The organism is Shinella agrisoli (assembly GCF_046557955.1).
In the GTDB taxonomy this organism is placed as follows: domain Bacteria; phylum Pseudomonadota; class Alphaproteobacteria; order Rhizobiales; family Rhizobiaceae; genus Shinella.
In genome coordinates, this window is sequence record NZ_JBJIEP010000007.1 from 49,940 (window position 1) to 63,487 (window position 13,548).

General features: G+C 60.9%; 16 protein-coding genes, 1 tRNA gene and 1 pseudogene. 8 read left to right on the forward strand and 10 right to left on the reverse strand.

The window, feature by feature from the left end:
* Positions 1–21: 21 nt before the first annotated feature.
* The gene (locus ACIIOY_RS09120; protein WP_411034340.1) at positions 22–840 is read right to left on the reverse strand and encodes an SDR family oxidoreductase; all 819 of its coding nucleotides are present in this window, start codon (positions 838–840) and stop codon (positions 22–24) included.
* Between the two features lie 217 nt (positions 841–1,057).
* On the opposite strand from ACIIOY_RS09120, the gene ACIIOY_RS09125 reads away from it, so the two are divergent.
* Positions 1,058–1,969 carry a LysR substrate-binding domain-containing protein gene (locus ACIIOY_RS09125; RefSeq protein ID WP_411034341.1) on the forward strand — a complete coding sequence of 304 codons (912 nt, stop codon included), beginning with the start codon at positions 1,058–1,060 and terminating at the stop codon, positions 1,967–1,969.
* 139 nt (positions 1,970–2,108) lie between these two features.
* Here the strand turns inward: ACIIOY_RS09125 and ACIIOY_RS09130 are convergent, their stop codons facing one another.
* Together ACIIOY_RS09130 and ACIIOY_RS09135 are read right to left on the reverse strand one after the other, a co-directional pair.
* Positions 2,109–2,561 (reverse strand): DMT family transporter, encoded by a 453-nt coding sequence (locus tag ACIIOY_RS09130; RefSeq protein WP_411034528.1) that lies wholly within the window; start codon positions 2,559–2,561, stop codon positions 2,109–2,111.
* Between the two features lie 117 nt (positions 2,562–2,678).
* Positions 2,679–3,031, reverse strand: a pseudogene (locus tag ACIIOY_RS09135) (EamA family transporter); the annotation flags it as partial.
* A gap of 95 nt (positions 3,032–3,126) precedes the next feature.
* Here ACIIOY_RS09135 and ACIIOY_RS09140 point away from each other — a divergent pair.
* Positions 3,127–3,885 (forward strand): AraC family transcriptional regulator, encoded by a 759-nt coding sequence (locus ACIIOY_RS09140; RefSeq protein ID WP_411034342.1) that lies wholly within the window; start codon positions 3,127–3,129, stop codon positions 3,883–3,885.
* A gap of 181 nt (positions 3,886–4,066) precedes the next feature.
* Here ACIIOY_RS09140 and ACIIOY_RS09145 read toward each other — a convergent pair whose 3' ends face one another.
* Complete coding sequence (locus ACIIOY_RS09145) at positions 4,067–4,435, reverse strand: winged helix-turn-helix transcriptional regulator (RefSeq protein WP_411034343.1); 369 nt, start codon at positions 4,433–4,435, stop codon at positions 4,067–4,069.
* Between the two features lie 128 nt (positions 4,436–4,563).
* On the opposite strand from ACIIOY_RS09145, the gene ACIIOY_RS09150 reads away from it, so the two are divergent.
* The 4 genes from ACIIOY_RS09150 (at position 4,564) to ACIIOY_RS09165 (ending at position 8,333) form a co-directional block, all read left to right on the forward strand.
* Positions 4,564–5,508 carry an alpha/beta hydrolase family protein gene (locus ACIIOY_RS09150; RefSeq protein ID WP_411034344.1) on the forward strand — a complete coding sequence of 315 codons (945 nt, stop codon included), beginning with the start codon at positions 4,564–4,566 and terminating at the stop codon, positions 5,506–5,508.
* 7 nt (positions 5,509–5,515) lie between these two features.
* Positions 5,516–5,842: a hypothetical protein gene (locus ACIIOY_RS09155; protein WP_411034345.1), complete on the forward strand. Its 327-nt coding sequence runs from the start codon at positions 5,516–5,518 to the stop codon at positions 5,840–5,842.
* Between the two features lie 12 nt (positions 5,843–5,854).
* Positions 5,855–6,415, forward strand: a complete 561-nt coding sequence (locus ACIIOY_RS09160; protein WP_411034346.1) for a DUF2857 domain-containing protein — start codon at positions 5,855–5,857, stop codon at positions 6,413–6,415.
* A gap of 1,042 nt (positions 6,416–7,457) precedes the next feature.
* Positions 7,458–8,333 carry a phage integrase N-terminal domain-containing protein gene (locus tag ACIIOY_RS09165; RefSeq protein ID WP_411034347.1) on the forward strand — a complete coding sequence of 292 codons (876 nt, stop codon included), beginning with the start codon at positions 7,458–7,460 and terminating at the stop codon, positions 8,331–8,333.
* Positions 8,334–8,478: 145 nt separating this feature from the next.
* On the opposite strand, the gene ACIIOY_RS09170 is transcribed toward ACIIOY_RS09165, so the two are convergent.
* The 4 genes from ACIIOY_RS09170 to ACIIOY_RS09185 all read right to left on the reverse strand — a co-directional run bounded on the left by ACIIOY_RS09170 (position 8,479) and on the right by ACIIOY_RS09185 (position 11,526).
* Positions 8,479–9,366 carry a tyrosine-type recombinase/integrase gene (locus ACIIOY_RS09170; RefSeq protein WP_411034529.1) on the reverse strand — a complete coding sequence of 296 codons (888 nt, stop codon included), beginning with the start codon at positions 9,364–9,366 and terminating at the stop codon, positions 8,479–8,481.
* A complete protein-coding gene (locus ACIIOY_RS09175) occupies positions 9,357–9,782 on the reverse strand; it encodes an Arm DNA-binding domain-containing protein (protein WP_411034348.1) in 426 nt (141 codons plus the stop codon). Before ACIIOY_RS09175 ends, ACIIOY_RS09170 begins: the two co-directional genes overlap by 10 nt.
* Positions 9,783–9,877: 95 nt before the next feature.
* A tRNA-Leu gene (locus ACIIOY_RS09180) sits at positions 9,878–9,962 on the reverse strand.
* A gap of 133 nt (positions 9,963–10,095) precedes the next feature.
* Positions 10,096–11,526: a phosphohexomutase domain-containing protein gene (locus ACIIOY_RS09185; RefSeq protein WP_411034349.1), complete on the reverse strand. Its 1,431-nt coding sequence runs from the start codon at positions 11,524–11,526 to the stop codon at positions 10,096–10,098.
* A gap of 150 nt (positions 11,527–11,676) precedes the next feature.
* Here ACIIOY_RS09185 and ACIIOY_RS09190 point away from each other — a divergent pair, with 150 nt between their 5' ends.
* Positions 11,677–12,051 (forward strand): BA14K family protein, encoded by a 375-nt coding sequence (locus ACIIOY_RS09190; protein ID WP_411034350.1) that lies wholly within the window; start codon positions 11,677–11,679, stop codon positions 12,049–12,051.
* A gap of 58 nt (positions 12,052–12,109) precedes the next feature.
* On the opposite strand, the gene ACIIOY_RS09195 is transcribed toward ACIIOY_RS09190, so the two are convergent.
* Positions 12,110–12,409 carry an Rdx family protein gene (locus tag ACIIOY_RS09195; protein ID WP_411034351.1) on the reverse strand — a complete coding sequence of 100 codons (300 nt, stop codon included), beginning with the start codon at positions 12,407–12,409 and terminating at the stop codon, positions 12,110–12,112.
* A gap of 182 nt (positions 12,410–12,591) precedes the next feature.
* On the opposite strand from ACIIOY_RS09195, the gene ACIIOY_RS09200 reads away from it, so the two are divergent.
* Positions 12,592–13,041, forward strand: coding sequence for a DoxX family protein (locus ACIIOY_RS09200; protein WP_411034352.1), 450 nt, complete (start codon positions 12,592–12,594; stop codon positions 13,039–13,041).
* Here ACIIOY_RS09200 and ACIIOY_RS09205 read toward each other — a convergent pair.
* On the reverse strand, positions 13,032–13,430 hold the full coding sequence (locus ACIIOY_RS09205) for a response regulator (protein ID WP_411034353.1): 399 nt from the start codon (positions 13,428–13,430) through the stop codon (positions 13,032–13,034). The genes ACIIOY_RS09200 and ACIIOY_RS09205 overlap by 10 nt on opposite strands.
* Positions 13,431–13,548: the final 118 nt, after the last annotated feature.

Here is a 13,548-nt window from a genome sequence, read left to right on the forward strand (position 1 = left end):
CGTTGGAAACAGGCCACCAGGTCAGATTCTGAAAGCGCCTCGCAGGAATACGAAGAAGGTGCTGTCATCCTCGCGCAAGCGGCGTGCGAGAAGCCTTTCGGCGTCTTGGCCGCTGACGTAGCGCAACCGATCTGTGCCGTCGGTCGCCGCGGCGAAGATCGTTCGCGCCACCTCGTCCGGCTCGGCGGGAGGGGTATCGCTGATGGCTGCGTAGCCGTCGGCGAAGTTTGCGACTACGTCGCGATACTCCGAGAGGGATTCGTCGTCGCTGAAGCGAACCGATCGCCCGGAGAAGTCGGTCCGGACCATACCCGGCTCGACGATCTTCACCCGGATGCCGACCGCGGCGAGCTCATAGGACAGCGCTTCGGAGAGACCTTCCACCGCGAACTTGCTGCCGTGATAGAGCGTTCCGAGCGGGAACCCGATACAGCCGCCCATCGAACTGATGTTCACGACGACGCCCTGCCGGCGTTCCCGCATATGCGGCAGAACCGCCTTGGTGGTGGCGAGCAGGCCGACGACATTGGCCTCGAACTGCTCGCGGATCGCGTCGAGAGACGTGGCTTCGAGCAGGCCGAAGGATCCGAAACCGGCGTTGTTCACCAGGACATCGATCGATCCGAATTCGGACGTGCCTTGGGCAACGGCCGCGCGGATGCTCTCTTCGTCCGTCACATCGAGACGGAGCGCACGGACGTTTTCGAGCTGGTTCAGCTCCGTCTCCTTCTCCGGTGCGCGCATTGTGGCGATGACGTTCCAGCCTTGAGACTGGAACAGCTTGGCAGTTTCGCGACCGATCCCGGTCGACGTGCCCGTTATCAGGACGGTCTGCGACATTGCTTACTCCTTTTCTGCCGGCGCCCGGCAGAATGTTGCCGAGCCCCGTAAGGACCGCTCAACTCGCTTCGATGAACAGGATGTAGCAATTTCGATTGTGGAGATAATCGCGCGTTGGCGACAAGGGCCATGAACTTCAGGTTCATGGATTGGTGGTTGTACGCTATCGTAAAGTGCGCACCGATGCGCAGACCATCGTTCCAAGCTGGCCCACACCATGAATCGAGATCTATTCGACGGACTTCCGCACTTCCTGGCCGTGGCGCGCCATGGCGGATTCACGCCTGCCGCCGAGGCGATGGGGATCAGCCCGACGGCGATGAGCAAAGCGATCCGGACCCTTGAAGCGCGCTATCAGACGAAGCTTTTTCAGCGCACGACGCGGCATGTGAGACTGACCGAGGCCGGTGCGGAACTGTTCCAGCGCCTCGACCGCGCGGCCGACGAGATCGGCGACGCGCTACAGGCGTTGAGCACGGCTCAGTCGGTGCCGACGGGCACGCTCCGCCTTACCATACCCCGAACGGCCATGCGATACGCGGTCGAGCCGATCATCGAGCGCTTCCAGGAACTCTACCCGAAGGTGGCGCTCGACGTATCGGTGAACGACTCCTTGGTCGATCTCGTCGCCGAAGGGTTCGACGCGGGAATCCGGCTGGGCGAGTCCATCGACAAGGACATGATCGCGGTGCGGCTGATGCCGGAAGGCAGATGGGGGATCGCGGCAAGCCCCGGCTATCTGGCGAAGGCCGGAAGGCCGGACCGTCTCGAAGACCTGCCGCAGCACAAAGCCGTTCTATACCGCTTCCCGAGATCGCGGACGCTTCACATCTGGGAATTCGAGCAAGACGGGAAGACGGTTCGTGTGAAGGTGCCCCAGCAGCTCATCGTGGACGATCGGCTCTCGCTCGTCCGCCTGGCGAAAGCCGGCGTTGGCCTTGCCTACGTGCAGGAGCTGGAAGTTTACGAGGAGCTCCGGCGGGGGGAACTCGAACTCCTGTTCCTCGACCAGATCGGCAAGGACGACGGCGTGTTTTTGTATTTCCCTGCCGCAATGCAGACACAGCCCAAGCTGAGAGCATTCATTGATCTTGTGAAAAACTCGCAGGCCAATGAGGCGATGGGCTGAAAGTCGACGCTGCTAAGCAATTGTTATCGGCACTAAGGAGTTTCATTGTCGCTGCCAGGGAGGCAAGGTGCCGATCCCAGGCTCAGGGCGATGTCGTCGCCGGATAGCGGATGGTTATTATTTTGCCCAGGAATTTAACCTATAAAGCTTCTTCGGCTTTGCTGTTTGACGATCTTTTCAGCCCATCCCTGGAGTGTAGCGGTTTTCTTTGAACAAGAATGATCCCGGCTATGGTCATTCCCCCGCCGACCAGGTGATAGATGTGCAGCGTTTCGCCCAGAAAGATTGCGGCGACAACGGCGGTCATGATCGGTATCAGGTTCATGAAGATTGCAGTCCGCCCTGCACCGAGATGCTTGACTGCTGACATCCAGACGAAGGGTGCAAGAATGGATCCTGGAATGGCGGCGTAAAGGATCATGACAAGGTTCGGCACTGTGAAGGCTGAAGCGCTTTCCATGAGGTAGCTTGGAAGCAGAAAGAGAATAGCAAAACCGATCTGAATATAGATCGATGTCCATACGGCGAGCGGCATCGGCCACTGTTTCAGCAGAATTCCGTAGCCCGCGTAGGCGAGAACCGCCAGTAGCATGATTGCGTCTCCGCGCCCGACACCGTACGACAGAAGGCGAGACAGGTCGCCTTGTCCGAGCACGATGAAAATCCCGCACAAGGAAATGATACCGCCAAGGACCGCAAGGGCCGAGGGTTTATCGCTGAGGAAAATAGCGCTCAGTATTAATGTGAGGAGCGGCACCAGCGACAGCAGGATCGCCATGTTCGTCGCCGAAGTAAAACTGGCGCATAGTATCCAAGGCCCTGACACATGGCCATGCCCAGTAGCCCCAGAATCGCAAGCTTCGGGAGATGTTTGCCAATTGTGGCCCGATGCCTCCAGGCGTCCTTTACAACAAAAGGCGTCAGGATAACGAATGCAATCAGCCATCGTTCGAAGGCAATCACGCCGGGCGGTATGGCGCCCGCCGCCAACTTGCTGACGATTGTATTTCCAGCCCAGATCGATACCGCGAGCAGGGAGAATAACAGGTATTTTACAGGCATCCATAGCGCTCCAGCTTTCAGACTTACGCTTGCCTATCAGATGTCTGTTTGTCATTATATAGCGATAATAAGACAGACACTCGTGGTGATCGGACATGATGAAGCGTCAAATTCCTGCGGGGGAGTACCCGGCCCCGCTGTCATTTCGCACGGAGAACTATGAAGCTGGCGGCGAGTTTGCATCTCGGCGTCAGCCCTGGTGCAAAGTGGGCTATGCGGTTACAGGGGTGATGGAGGCCTGTGTCGAGGGACGGCGATTTCTCTGTCCGCCTCACTACGCGACATGGATACCGGCGGACGCGCTTCATCGCTGCTACAACCGACAGAATGTTAAATTTGTTTCGATATACATTAATCAGGATCTTTGCGTGGGCATGCCGGAAACCGCCTGCACCCTGGCCTTAAGCCCTTTGATAAAGGCCATTCTGGCAGACTTTGCCGCCCGCCGCATCACAGTGCCGAAGACGGAGGACGATATCCGCCTGGCTCTGGTTCTCGTGGATCAACTGTTGAAGGCACCACGCCGGGAAAGCTATTTGCCCGTATCCGACGACGATCTGCTGCGGCCCATCATCGATGCGCTTTTAAAGAAACCTGGCGACAGACGATCGCTGGCCGAGTGGGCGCGTACCCTCCAGACGACAGAAAGAACTCTGTCGCGCCGTTTCCAAAGCGACCTTGGCATACCATTCAACGAGTGGCGGCAAAGGTCGAAGCTGGTCGCGTCTCTCTCGCTAATCGAGAAGGGAAAATCGATACAGGAAACCGCTAACGATCTTGGCTACAGTAGCCCATCTGCTTTCATAGCGATGTTCAGGAGGCAGACTGGCGTCAGCCCCACTCATTTATCTTAAGGCAGCGCATAGTTGACCGCGATACGCTCGCCAACTTTAGCAGAGACACTGTTTCTGAACGATACTCCATACCTGCTCACGAGAAATTTCGGAGCGGGCGGACCTCAGTCACCACATCCGATGCCAGGATAATTGGCCACGACGAGCGTCTGGATGAATGGCGCGAGAGGAAAGTCAGGCTTCAACGATTTGTATCGTATCGGACTTGATTGTCACGAATTGCAGCGCGATGTGAGATCGCCCACTCTGCCAACTCCTTGACCGGCTTCGAAAGCGATCGACCGAGTTCAGTCAATCTGTACTCGACCTGTGGCGGTGTGGTCGGTCTCACGCAGCGTTCGACCAATCCGTCTCGTTCCAACGATTTCAGAGTTCGGGTTAGCATCTGCTGGGAAATGCCCGCGACGCGTCGCTTGATCTCGTTGAAACGCCGCGCGTCGTCCTGAAGCGCGACGACCACCTGCACCGTCCACTTGTCGCCAACCCGATTGAGAAGGGAGCTGACACCGGCACAATCGTTCGACGCATCGATTTGCGTGGTCATATCCATCTGCCCTGGTCCTGAAGATATGCTTTTGACGACGCAAATCTCGTCCAATATCCAGATCTAGTCAACAAAACTGACCAGCTCCGCGAGAATTTGTGGATGCCGCGTGTGATGAACGAGGAGAATTTCCAATGATCACGGCCTCCTTTCGAGACCAGAATATGGATGCGCCGGTGCCTGTCGCATCCGTTCGCTCCGTTGTGCTGCCAGCTTCGCCCGAGCGCGGTGAGGATTTGCAGGTCCGGGTGTCTGCTTCTGCCACCGAAGAAGAACTACCGATCATCGTTTTTTCACACGGGTATGGTTCGTCGATGGATGGCTATGCCCCGTTGGTTGACTATTGGGCGGCGAGAGGCTTTGCCGTCATCCAGCCCACTCATCTTGATGCAAAGCGGCTGGGACTTGCCGAGGACGATCCGAGAAGGCCGGGAATCTGGAGGCAACGTGTTGCCGATATCGAACTCATTCTCGACAATCTTGATCTCGTTGAATTGTCATTGCCGGGCCTGCAAGGGCGGCTTGATCGCAGCAGGATCGCAGCGGCAGGACATTCTTTTGGCGGACAGACGACCAGTATGCTGCTGGGCGCGAGAATGCTCGGCACGGGAGACGGTGCCGGAAAGGATATGTCCGACCGGCGGATCAAAGCCGGCATTCTGCTCGCGTCAGGTGGTCAGGGCGGTGATGATCTGAGCGACTTTGCTCGGGAACATCTACCCTATCTGAATTCCGTTTTTACTCATATGAGCACACCGACGCTTGTCGTCGCCGGCGACAACGACCACTCTCCGCTCACGGTCCGGGGACCCGACTGGTTTGCCGATCCGTATTTCCTGAGCCCGGGAGTGAAAGCCTTGCTCACGTTGTACGGCGGGGAACATATGCTCGGAGGGATATCCGGTTACAAAGTGACCGAGACCACCGACGAGAATCCCGCCCGTGTGGCCCTCGTCCAGCAGATGACCTCTGCGTTTCTGCGCAGCTTGCTTTACCCACAAGACACCGCATGGAGCACTGCATGCGCGTCCCTTCGGGAAGGGTCGAACCCTTTGGGAAAAATAGAAGAGAAATGTTGACCGCCGCATGTCCGACAAGCCGAACATCACAGCCGCAAAAGGCTTCTTCGCGACACAACGTTGTGGCGATCTGGATGACACCTTTTGCGACTATGTACATACCGATTTCCGTTTTATGGTCTCCTGCACATGCAATGACGAACTGCGCGCCGCCATCCCCTGGGCGGACTGCGAACATAGGGGCCGCGAGGGCTATCACCGCCTGACGATGCTTCTCTTCTCCGAGTACGAGTTGCTCGAATACGAGATCAGGCGATTTACCGACGCCAGCAGGCAGTTTTTCATTTATTTTCCAAGTCAGCGGGTATTGCTTCCCGCTATGACTCAGTCATGAGGCGGATTGCCCATGTCTGGTCCCCACCCTCTCAACCAGGCGGTGATTGCACAGGCGCTTCATGATCTGCGCAACGGTCAGCTCCGCAAGGCCAAAGCCATGGGGTTTCAGAACGAGGACCTCGAAGCCCTGAAGCACCCGGCAATGGCCAGCATCCTCGCGAATACCAATATCTCCTGGTGTTCCGTGACAATCAATCGCAATGTGTTGCGCCGGCTGTTTCGGCAGATGGACGATCTCTTCAGGGAAATCGGAGAAATCGATCGTTTGCTTCGGCTCGAAGCCAGCACGAGCCTCGTCAGCCGCTTTTACGGCTTATCTCATCAGGAGGTCGCCGTCCGCTGTGCGGCGCTCGGCATGCCCAAGAGGAGGGGGCGGCATCATGTCCTGACCGAGCAACAGGATGCGGCTCTGTGGGAAGCATGGTCGGCAACGATCAAGGAACAGGGCATACCCCTTCACGATGATACTGCAATGCTCGCTGTGGCGGCGGATCTGGCGGAAGCCATGAGTCTGCCCCTCTCGGTCATCTGGCGCGCCATTCGTGGATGGATTAGGGAAGGACTTACCTGACCGTGCAAGGCAAACACCGATCAGGCAGCCCATTGCTGCCGGACAATCAGTTTGGCGAGGCCGCGCAGCGAACCAGTAACCCGCAATCACCGACAGGTCGGTAATCCTCATTATGTCAGTTGAACATGAACTTCCTGTTGCTGTCTGCCGCAGTGACGACGCGGGCAACTGCCGCAACGACAGGGCGTAGCGCCCGATCCAATTATTTGATGGGCTCATGACGATGGGCGTGGTAGGTTGATTCTGCAAGTGACCTTCCGGCGGGTTTGAACACCGGAGACCGGCGCAGCAAGCGGTCGTGCTTGACAAGCATATCTCTGCTGCAAGGCCGTACCCAATCGGCCATTCCCAGACGCGCTCCGGCTCCCTCGCGCGTGTCGGCCCTGCCAACAGGGTGGAGCCTGCTCCTGTCGCAGCCGCCATAGGCCGCATCTTCCCAGGACCCTGCTGCAAAAGCGGGTTTTTCGTCGCGCGTCTCATCGGCGCTGCGGCAACCGTCATCTTCGGCCGTCTCCGGCTCTCGCCGGACTGCGGCAGCAATCTTCCACCTTGCTCATCTGCGGCAACGTTCACTCGCCGCTGCGTCGTCTCCACCAGCTTCAAGCTCGCTGCGGCATCCCTCGCCGTCGACCCCGGCCGTGCCGTCCTGCGGCAGCCATCATCGTCCATCCACGTCTCACAGGAGATTCTCCAATGCACCAGAACAGCATCTTTTCGCGCCTCTCGTCATGCTGCGGCAGCACACCGACACCGCGCCCGCCATGAAGCGCGGCTTTTTCCGACCCTTGCGTCTCGATCATCCTCGCGCGGCCTTGTCCCCGCGCCACTTCCGCCTGGCCTTCCCGCAGGAAGGAGGACGGACGCCTCATTCGAGGCAACAGGTGATCGAGCGCATCTGGCCCCTGGGCCCTTCGGGGCATTCCGCTTCGCGCGGGATGGCATGAACACTGACCCAACGCACCCGCTCGGAGACAGAAAGACCGCAAATGCCCCGCCGCACGCGCGCCGGGGTGCGAGGACCCTTTTGCCCGGAGAATGGACCATGGACGATCTGACCTACGAGTTGAAGCAGCTCTGCCGCCGCAACAGGGACGGCAGCTTTCAGACGCAACACCAGCGAATGCAGTCGCTGACGCTGATGGCCAGCCAGTTGAAGGAGATGGGCTTCCACAACATGCGCGCCACCTCGCTGAAGGGAAAGCATGTCGACGCGCTGCTGGAACGCTGGGACGACGAGAACCTGTCTGCCGGCACGATCAGGAACCGCATGTCGCATCTGCGCTACTGGGCTGGGAAGGTCGGCAAGGCCGGCGTGATCCCCGCCGGCAACGCCGCGCTCGGCATTCCGCAGCGCCAGCAGGTTGGTAGCGTGAGCGGCGACAACAGGACGAAGGACCTCGACGGCGGCCATCTTGATCGTGTCACCGACGTGCATGTCCATATGAGCCTTCGCTTGCAGCAGGCGTTCGGCCTGCGCCGGGAGGAGTGTATAAAATTCCAGCCCGCCTATGCCGACCGCGGCAATCATATCGCGCTCAAGGGCTCGTGGACGAAGGGCGGCCGGGAGCGGATGGTTCCAATCACCACCATGGAACAGCGCGCCGTGCTGGATCAGGCCCATGCGCTTGCCGGCTCCGGCTCGTTGATCCCAGCGCACAAGAGTTACATTGAGCAGCGCCATGTCTATGACGGCCAGTGCAAGGCGGCGGGCTTGAGCAACATGCATGGACTGCGCCATGCCTACGCGCAGATGCGATACGAGGCGCTGACCGGCTGGAAATCGCCGGCTGCCGGCGGCCCAGCCGTTCGCGAGCTGACGCCGGAGCAACGCGCGATCGACATCGAGGCGCGGCAGCAGATCAGCCGTGAGTTGGGCCACGAGCGCATCCAGATCACCTCCGTCTATCTCGGACGGTGAAACGATTGGATTGGGCCATGTTGAAAAATGGCAGGGAAAGGTTTGAAAGGATGGCTCAAGGGAATGGGAGCTAAGGGAAACGGCCCTATCTGGAAAAGGCGGCAAAAGGCAAAAGGCAAAAGGAGCCCCCTAATGAGCATTTGAGCTATCGTCGCTTCGTCCTTCGCTTGTCTTGAAGAGGAATGATTCTTGCGCCCTCCCGAAGCTGATCGAGATAATCCGCCCACCATTGCATCATTGAAACACGCTCATCCCAATATTGACCACGCGCATATGCGCGGCGAACGGCGCTTCCTTCCATGTGCGCAAGTTGTCGCTCGATAGCATCGACGGACCATTTGCCGCTTTCGTTTGCAAGCGTGGCAAACGCAGCACGGAAACCATGGCTGGTCATCTGGTCCGGGCCGAAGCCCAGCCGACGCAGGGCAATTGTCGTGGTGTTCTCCGAAATCGGAATCTTGGACGAAGTTGTGGACGGGAAAATGAGTGAGGATTCGCCCCGATCTGTCAGCGGGTGCAATTCCTTGAGAATCGCGATCGCCTGATCAGGCAGGGGTGTAGCGTGCACCCGCCGCATCTTCATGCGCCCTGACGGAACTGTCCACGTCCGCTTCTCAAAATCGATCTCATCCCACCGTGCGGCACGGACTTCGTCGGGCCGAAGGGCAAGAAGCGCCATCAGCTTCAGCGCGGCGATCGTGGTCGGCTGGCCGCCTTCCCAGGAATAGATAGCGCGCATCAGCGTGCCAAGCGGTTCCGGCCTCACGATTGCGGCGCGATGTTGAACATTAGGGGCTGTCAGCGCTCCCCTGAGATCAGCCGTCGCATCCCGTTCCGCCCAGCCGTTGGCGACGGCAAACCGCAGGACGCGGCCAATTGTCGAGCGCATGCGTCGGGCGGTCTCATGGTTGCCCTTAGCTTCGACGGGGCGAAGCACCGCTAGAACATCCTTCGGTGCAATCTCATGCACCGGCTTGTCCGCCAAGCCCTTTGCCAGGTCGATCAGCAGCCAGCGAGCTTTGCTCATCGTGATGGCCGCTCGCCCTTCCTTCTCTGCCTTGGTGAGATATTTTTCTGCGACAGTGACGAAGGTGTTCTCCGCGGCCTCTTTGGCAGCCTTACAGCGACCTTGCGCTCTTTCTTTTCCTCGCCCGGATCGATGCCGGCCTCAAGCAACCCTTTCGCCCTGCGGCGTGCTTCCCGCGCGTCGGCAAGCAGCGTTGCCGGATATGAACCGAGAGCGAGCTGCTTCTGGCGACCTCCGAAACGATAAGCCAGCCGCCACAACCGGCTACCGTTCGGATTTACGAGCAGGAACAGGCCGCCGCCGTCCGTCAGCTTGAATTGCTTGTCTCGCGGCTTGATGGATCGGATCGCCGTATCGCTGGTGCCTGTTGGTACCGTTATGCCGATGCCAACGATCATACCAACAAATTTTGCAGATGCCAACGGATGCCAGAAAACGTCCTTGGACGTATGCTGGTGAAACTCCTTGAGAATTTCGGGGTTTCTCAGACGTCCTTGGACGTTGAAAAACTAGGAAATGGTGCCCAGAAGAGGACTCGAACCTCCACGCCTCGCGGCACAGGTACCTGAAACCTGCGCGTCTACCAATTCCGCCATCTGGGCGACGGAGACGCATGTAGAAGGAGCGCCCTCCGGTGTCAACAGGCTTTTTGAAGTTTTCGCAACAGCTTGGCGAAAACCGCATGTTGCGCGAAGCGGGCAGCGGCCTTGCGGTTGAAGATACGCGGAAAGCCGTTCAGCGGCTCACAGCCCATTCGCGGATGCGCTGGAGTCCGGCCTTCAGAAGGCGCGCGGCGGCGGCTTCGTCGGCCGCCTCCACATAGCAGCGCATTTCCGGGGCATTGCCGGAGGGACGGAAGTGGATGACGCTGGCATCCTCCAGCGTCACGCGCAGGCCGTCGACGTCGCTGGTCTTCGCCGGCACGCCGATCGGCGCGAGGAAGGCGGAGAGCGCACCGGCACCCGAGCGCAGCTCGGCCATCAGCGCTGCGCTCGTCTCGACCGGGACGTTTTCCAGCCGGTCGCTTGCCGCTGCTGGCAGGGCGAAGCCCTCAGCGACCTGCGACAACGGCCGCTCCCCGGCCGCCAGCAGCGCGAGCACGGCAAGCACCGGCATCAGGCTGTCGCGCGTCGGCAGCGGCGCAAGCACATGGCCGTTCACGGTGAAGGGCGTCGCCGTCAGCGTGCCGCCGTTCGCCTCGAACCCCGCGACGGCGGTCTCGCCCGCGGCGACCGCCTCGTTCATCGCGGCGATCACATAGGGCGAGCCGACCTTCGTGCGCAGCACTTTGCCGGCGACGGCCGCCTCGATGCCGGAATTCGACGTGACGGGCGTCGCGATGACCCGCGCGCCGAGGAAACGGCTGGCGACGAGCCCGACGAGGTCGCCGCGGATCGGCGTGCCGGTCTCGTCCGCGACGAGCGGGCGATCGCCGTCGCCGTCGGCGGAGATGATCGCGTGCAGCCCGTGCTGCGCCGCCCAGCCCTGAAGAAGCGTCACGGTCTCGGCGGAGACCGCCTCCGTATCGACCGGAATGAACGTCTCCGAACGGCCGAGCGCGACGACATCCGCGCCGTAATGGGCAAGCACCGAGACGAAGAGGTCGCGCGCCACCGTCGAGTGCTGGTAGACGCCGATCCGAAGGCCGGCCAGGCCGCCTTCCGGCAGGAGCGCGCGGTTGCGCGCGCCGTAGAGCGCCATCGCGGCCTCGTGCAGGTTTTCGGCATCCTCCCGGGCCGCGTCGAAGGCGACGCCCTCGGCGCGGATGGCCTGCGCCGCGGCGGTGATCGCCGCTTCGTCCGCCTTGTCGATCTCGCCGTCCGGCCGATAGAACTTGATGCCGTTGCGGTCGGCGGGAATGTGCGAGCCCGTCACCATAAGGCCGGCGGCCTTGCGCTCAAGGCCGAGAAGGGCGAGCGCCGGCGTCGGCAGCACGCCGCAATCGCGCGGGGCAAGGCCGGCCTTGCGCAGCGCGGCGATCGCGATGGCCGAGATTGCGGGGCTGGACGCGCGCAAATCGCGGCCGACCAGGACCTCGTCGCCCGGCCGGGCGATACCCGCCGCAAGAAGATGGCGGGCAAAGGCGGTGGCATAGAGCGCGCTCGCCGGCCCCTCGAGATCCACCGAAAGACCCCTGAGGCCACTTGTTCCGAATTTCAGGCTCATGCTTCCACCTCATGCCTCTTGCGGATCGAAAATCCGGCGATACATCCCGTGCCTGCACGGTCGCGACCATGAATAAAACAAAATGCGTGAACGTAATGCAAAGCAGGGACGTGACAGGGAGATATCCCGCCAGAAACCAGTGAGGATCACATGTCGAAGATTCGAAATCTCGTTTTCGGTTGCGCGATGGGCATCGCCTCCGCAATAGCGCCCATGGGGGCGGCCCAGGCGGTCCCTCTTGCCGTGCCGGACATGAAGGCGCAGACGAAGAGCGACGTCACGCGCGCGCAGGTGGAGTTCTGCGTCGGCTATCGCTGCGGCTGGGAGCGGCCACGCTACTACCATCGCCGTCACTATCATCCGCGCCGCTACTACCGGCCGCGCTACGAACGGCCCCGCTACTATGGCGGCCGGCGTGCGCATGTGAACTGGTGCCTCAACCGCTACCGCACCTACGACCCCTACACCAACCGCTACCATGCAGGCGGCGGCATCTACCGGGTCTGCTATTCGCCCTACCGGTAAGCCGGGGGTAAGCAAAGACGAGAGAACGGACGGCGGGCTTCGGCCCGCCGTTCCCGTTTCAGCCGTGGGTGCTGTCCGCCCGGTCGGTGTGGCCGAGATCGCGGCCGGGCTCGATGATGTCGCGCACGCGCTGCTTCAGCTCCTTCGGCCCCGGAAAGCCGCCGTCGCGCTTGCGCTCCCAGATGAGCGCCTCGCCGACACGGATCTCGAAGTTGCCGCCGGTGCCGGGGACGAGCGCCACCTCCCCGAGCGAATCGGAGAAGGTCGACAACAGCTCCTGCGCCATCCAGCCGGCCCTGAGCAGCCAGTTGCACTGGGTACAGTAGAGTATGGAAACGCGCGGCTTTTCCCCGGACATGGCAACCTCCTTCGTGGACGCGGGTAGCATATAGCAGGCCCCGCGGCTTGGCACGCGGTTGATCGCGACCGGCTCACGGAAATGTCAACTCAATTCATCATGTTTTGTCGGCGGGCGTCTTGCCGCCATCCCTTTCCTGTCGGAGAGGTGAGCCACTGCCACATTTTCCGACAGGAGACCCCATGACAGAACTGACCACCAATCGTCCCCGCCTCATCGTTCCCTCGCTCGGCAGCCTCTATGCAGCGCTGCATGAGAGCGCGGAAACGATCCTGCGCGTTGCCGCCGGCCTGCTGCTCGTCACCCACGGCTACGGCAAGATCCTGAACCCCTTCGGCGCGAGCGGCATGGTCGAGAGCCTCGGCTTCTATCCGGGCGCCTTCTGGTCGCCGCTGCTTGCCGCCACCGAATTCTTCGGCGGCATCCTGATCGCGATCGGCCTCTTCACACGCCCCGCCGCCTTCGCGGCGATGATCGTGCTTGCCGTCACCGTCTATTTCCACGGCATCGTGCAGGGCGAAGGTCTGACGGGCGCGGAAAAGTCCATCCTGTGGACGCTGATCATGTTCTTCTTCGTCATCCGCGGCGCAAACAGCCACTCCGTCGACGCGAAGCTCGGCCGTCAGTTCTGACCGAGCTCTTCGGCCGGCTGCGGCCGCCGGCGCAGCCGTCCCCTGACGAGCGCGACCAGCGTCTCGCCGTCATAGGGCTTGCGGGCGACGGGAATGATCTCGAAGCCTTCGACGCCGCCGACATGGATGTCTGCGACCGTCGTCAAAAGCAGCGGCACGCCTGCTTCGACCAGCCGCTCGATGCGCGCGATGATGCGCGTGGCATCGAGCGGAACGTCGAGCAGGCAGAGGTCGACATCCGCCAGCGCCGCCTCATCCCATTGGTCGAGCTGCTCCGGCCGGAGCAGCGTGATGCGGCAGTCGAGCGCCGCCTTGATCAGGTATTCCGCATCGAGCGCGATCAGGAATTCGCGTTCGGCGATCAAGATGTGCGGAATAGAAGGTTCCATGGCGCCGCACTCCTCATTCCATGTAAAACCGCCGGAATCGGGGCGGTTCGGGAGGCGGACTGTGGGCCAGGGCATGCGGCGTGTCATTTAAAAAAGACATAGCTTCAGCCCGCTGGAA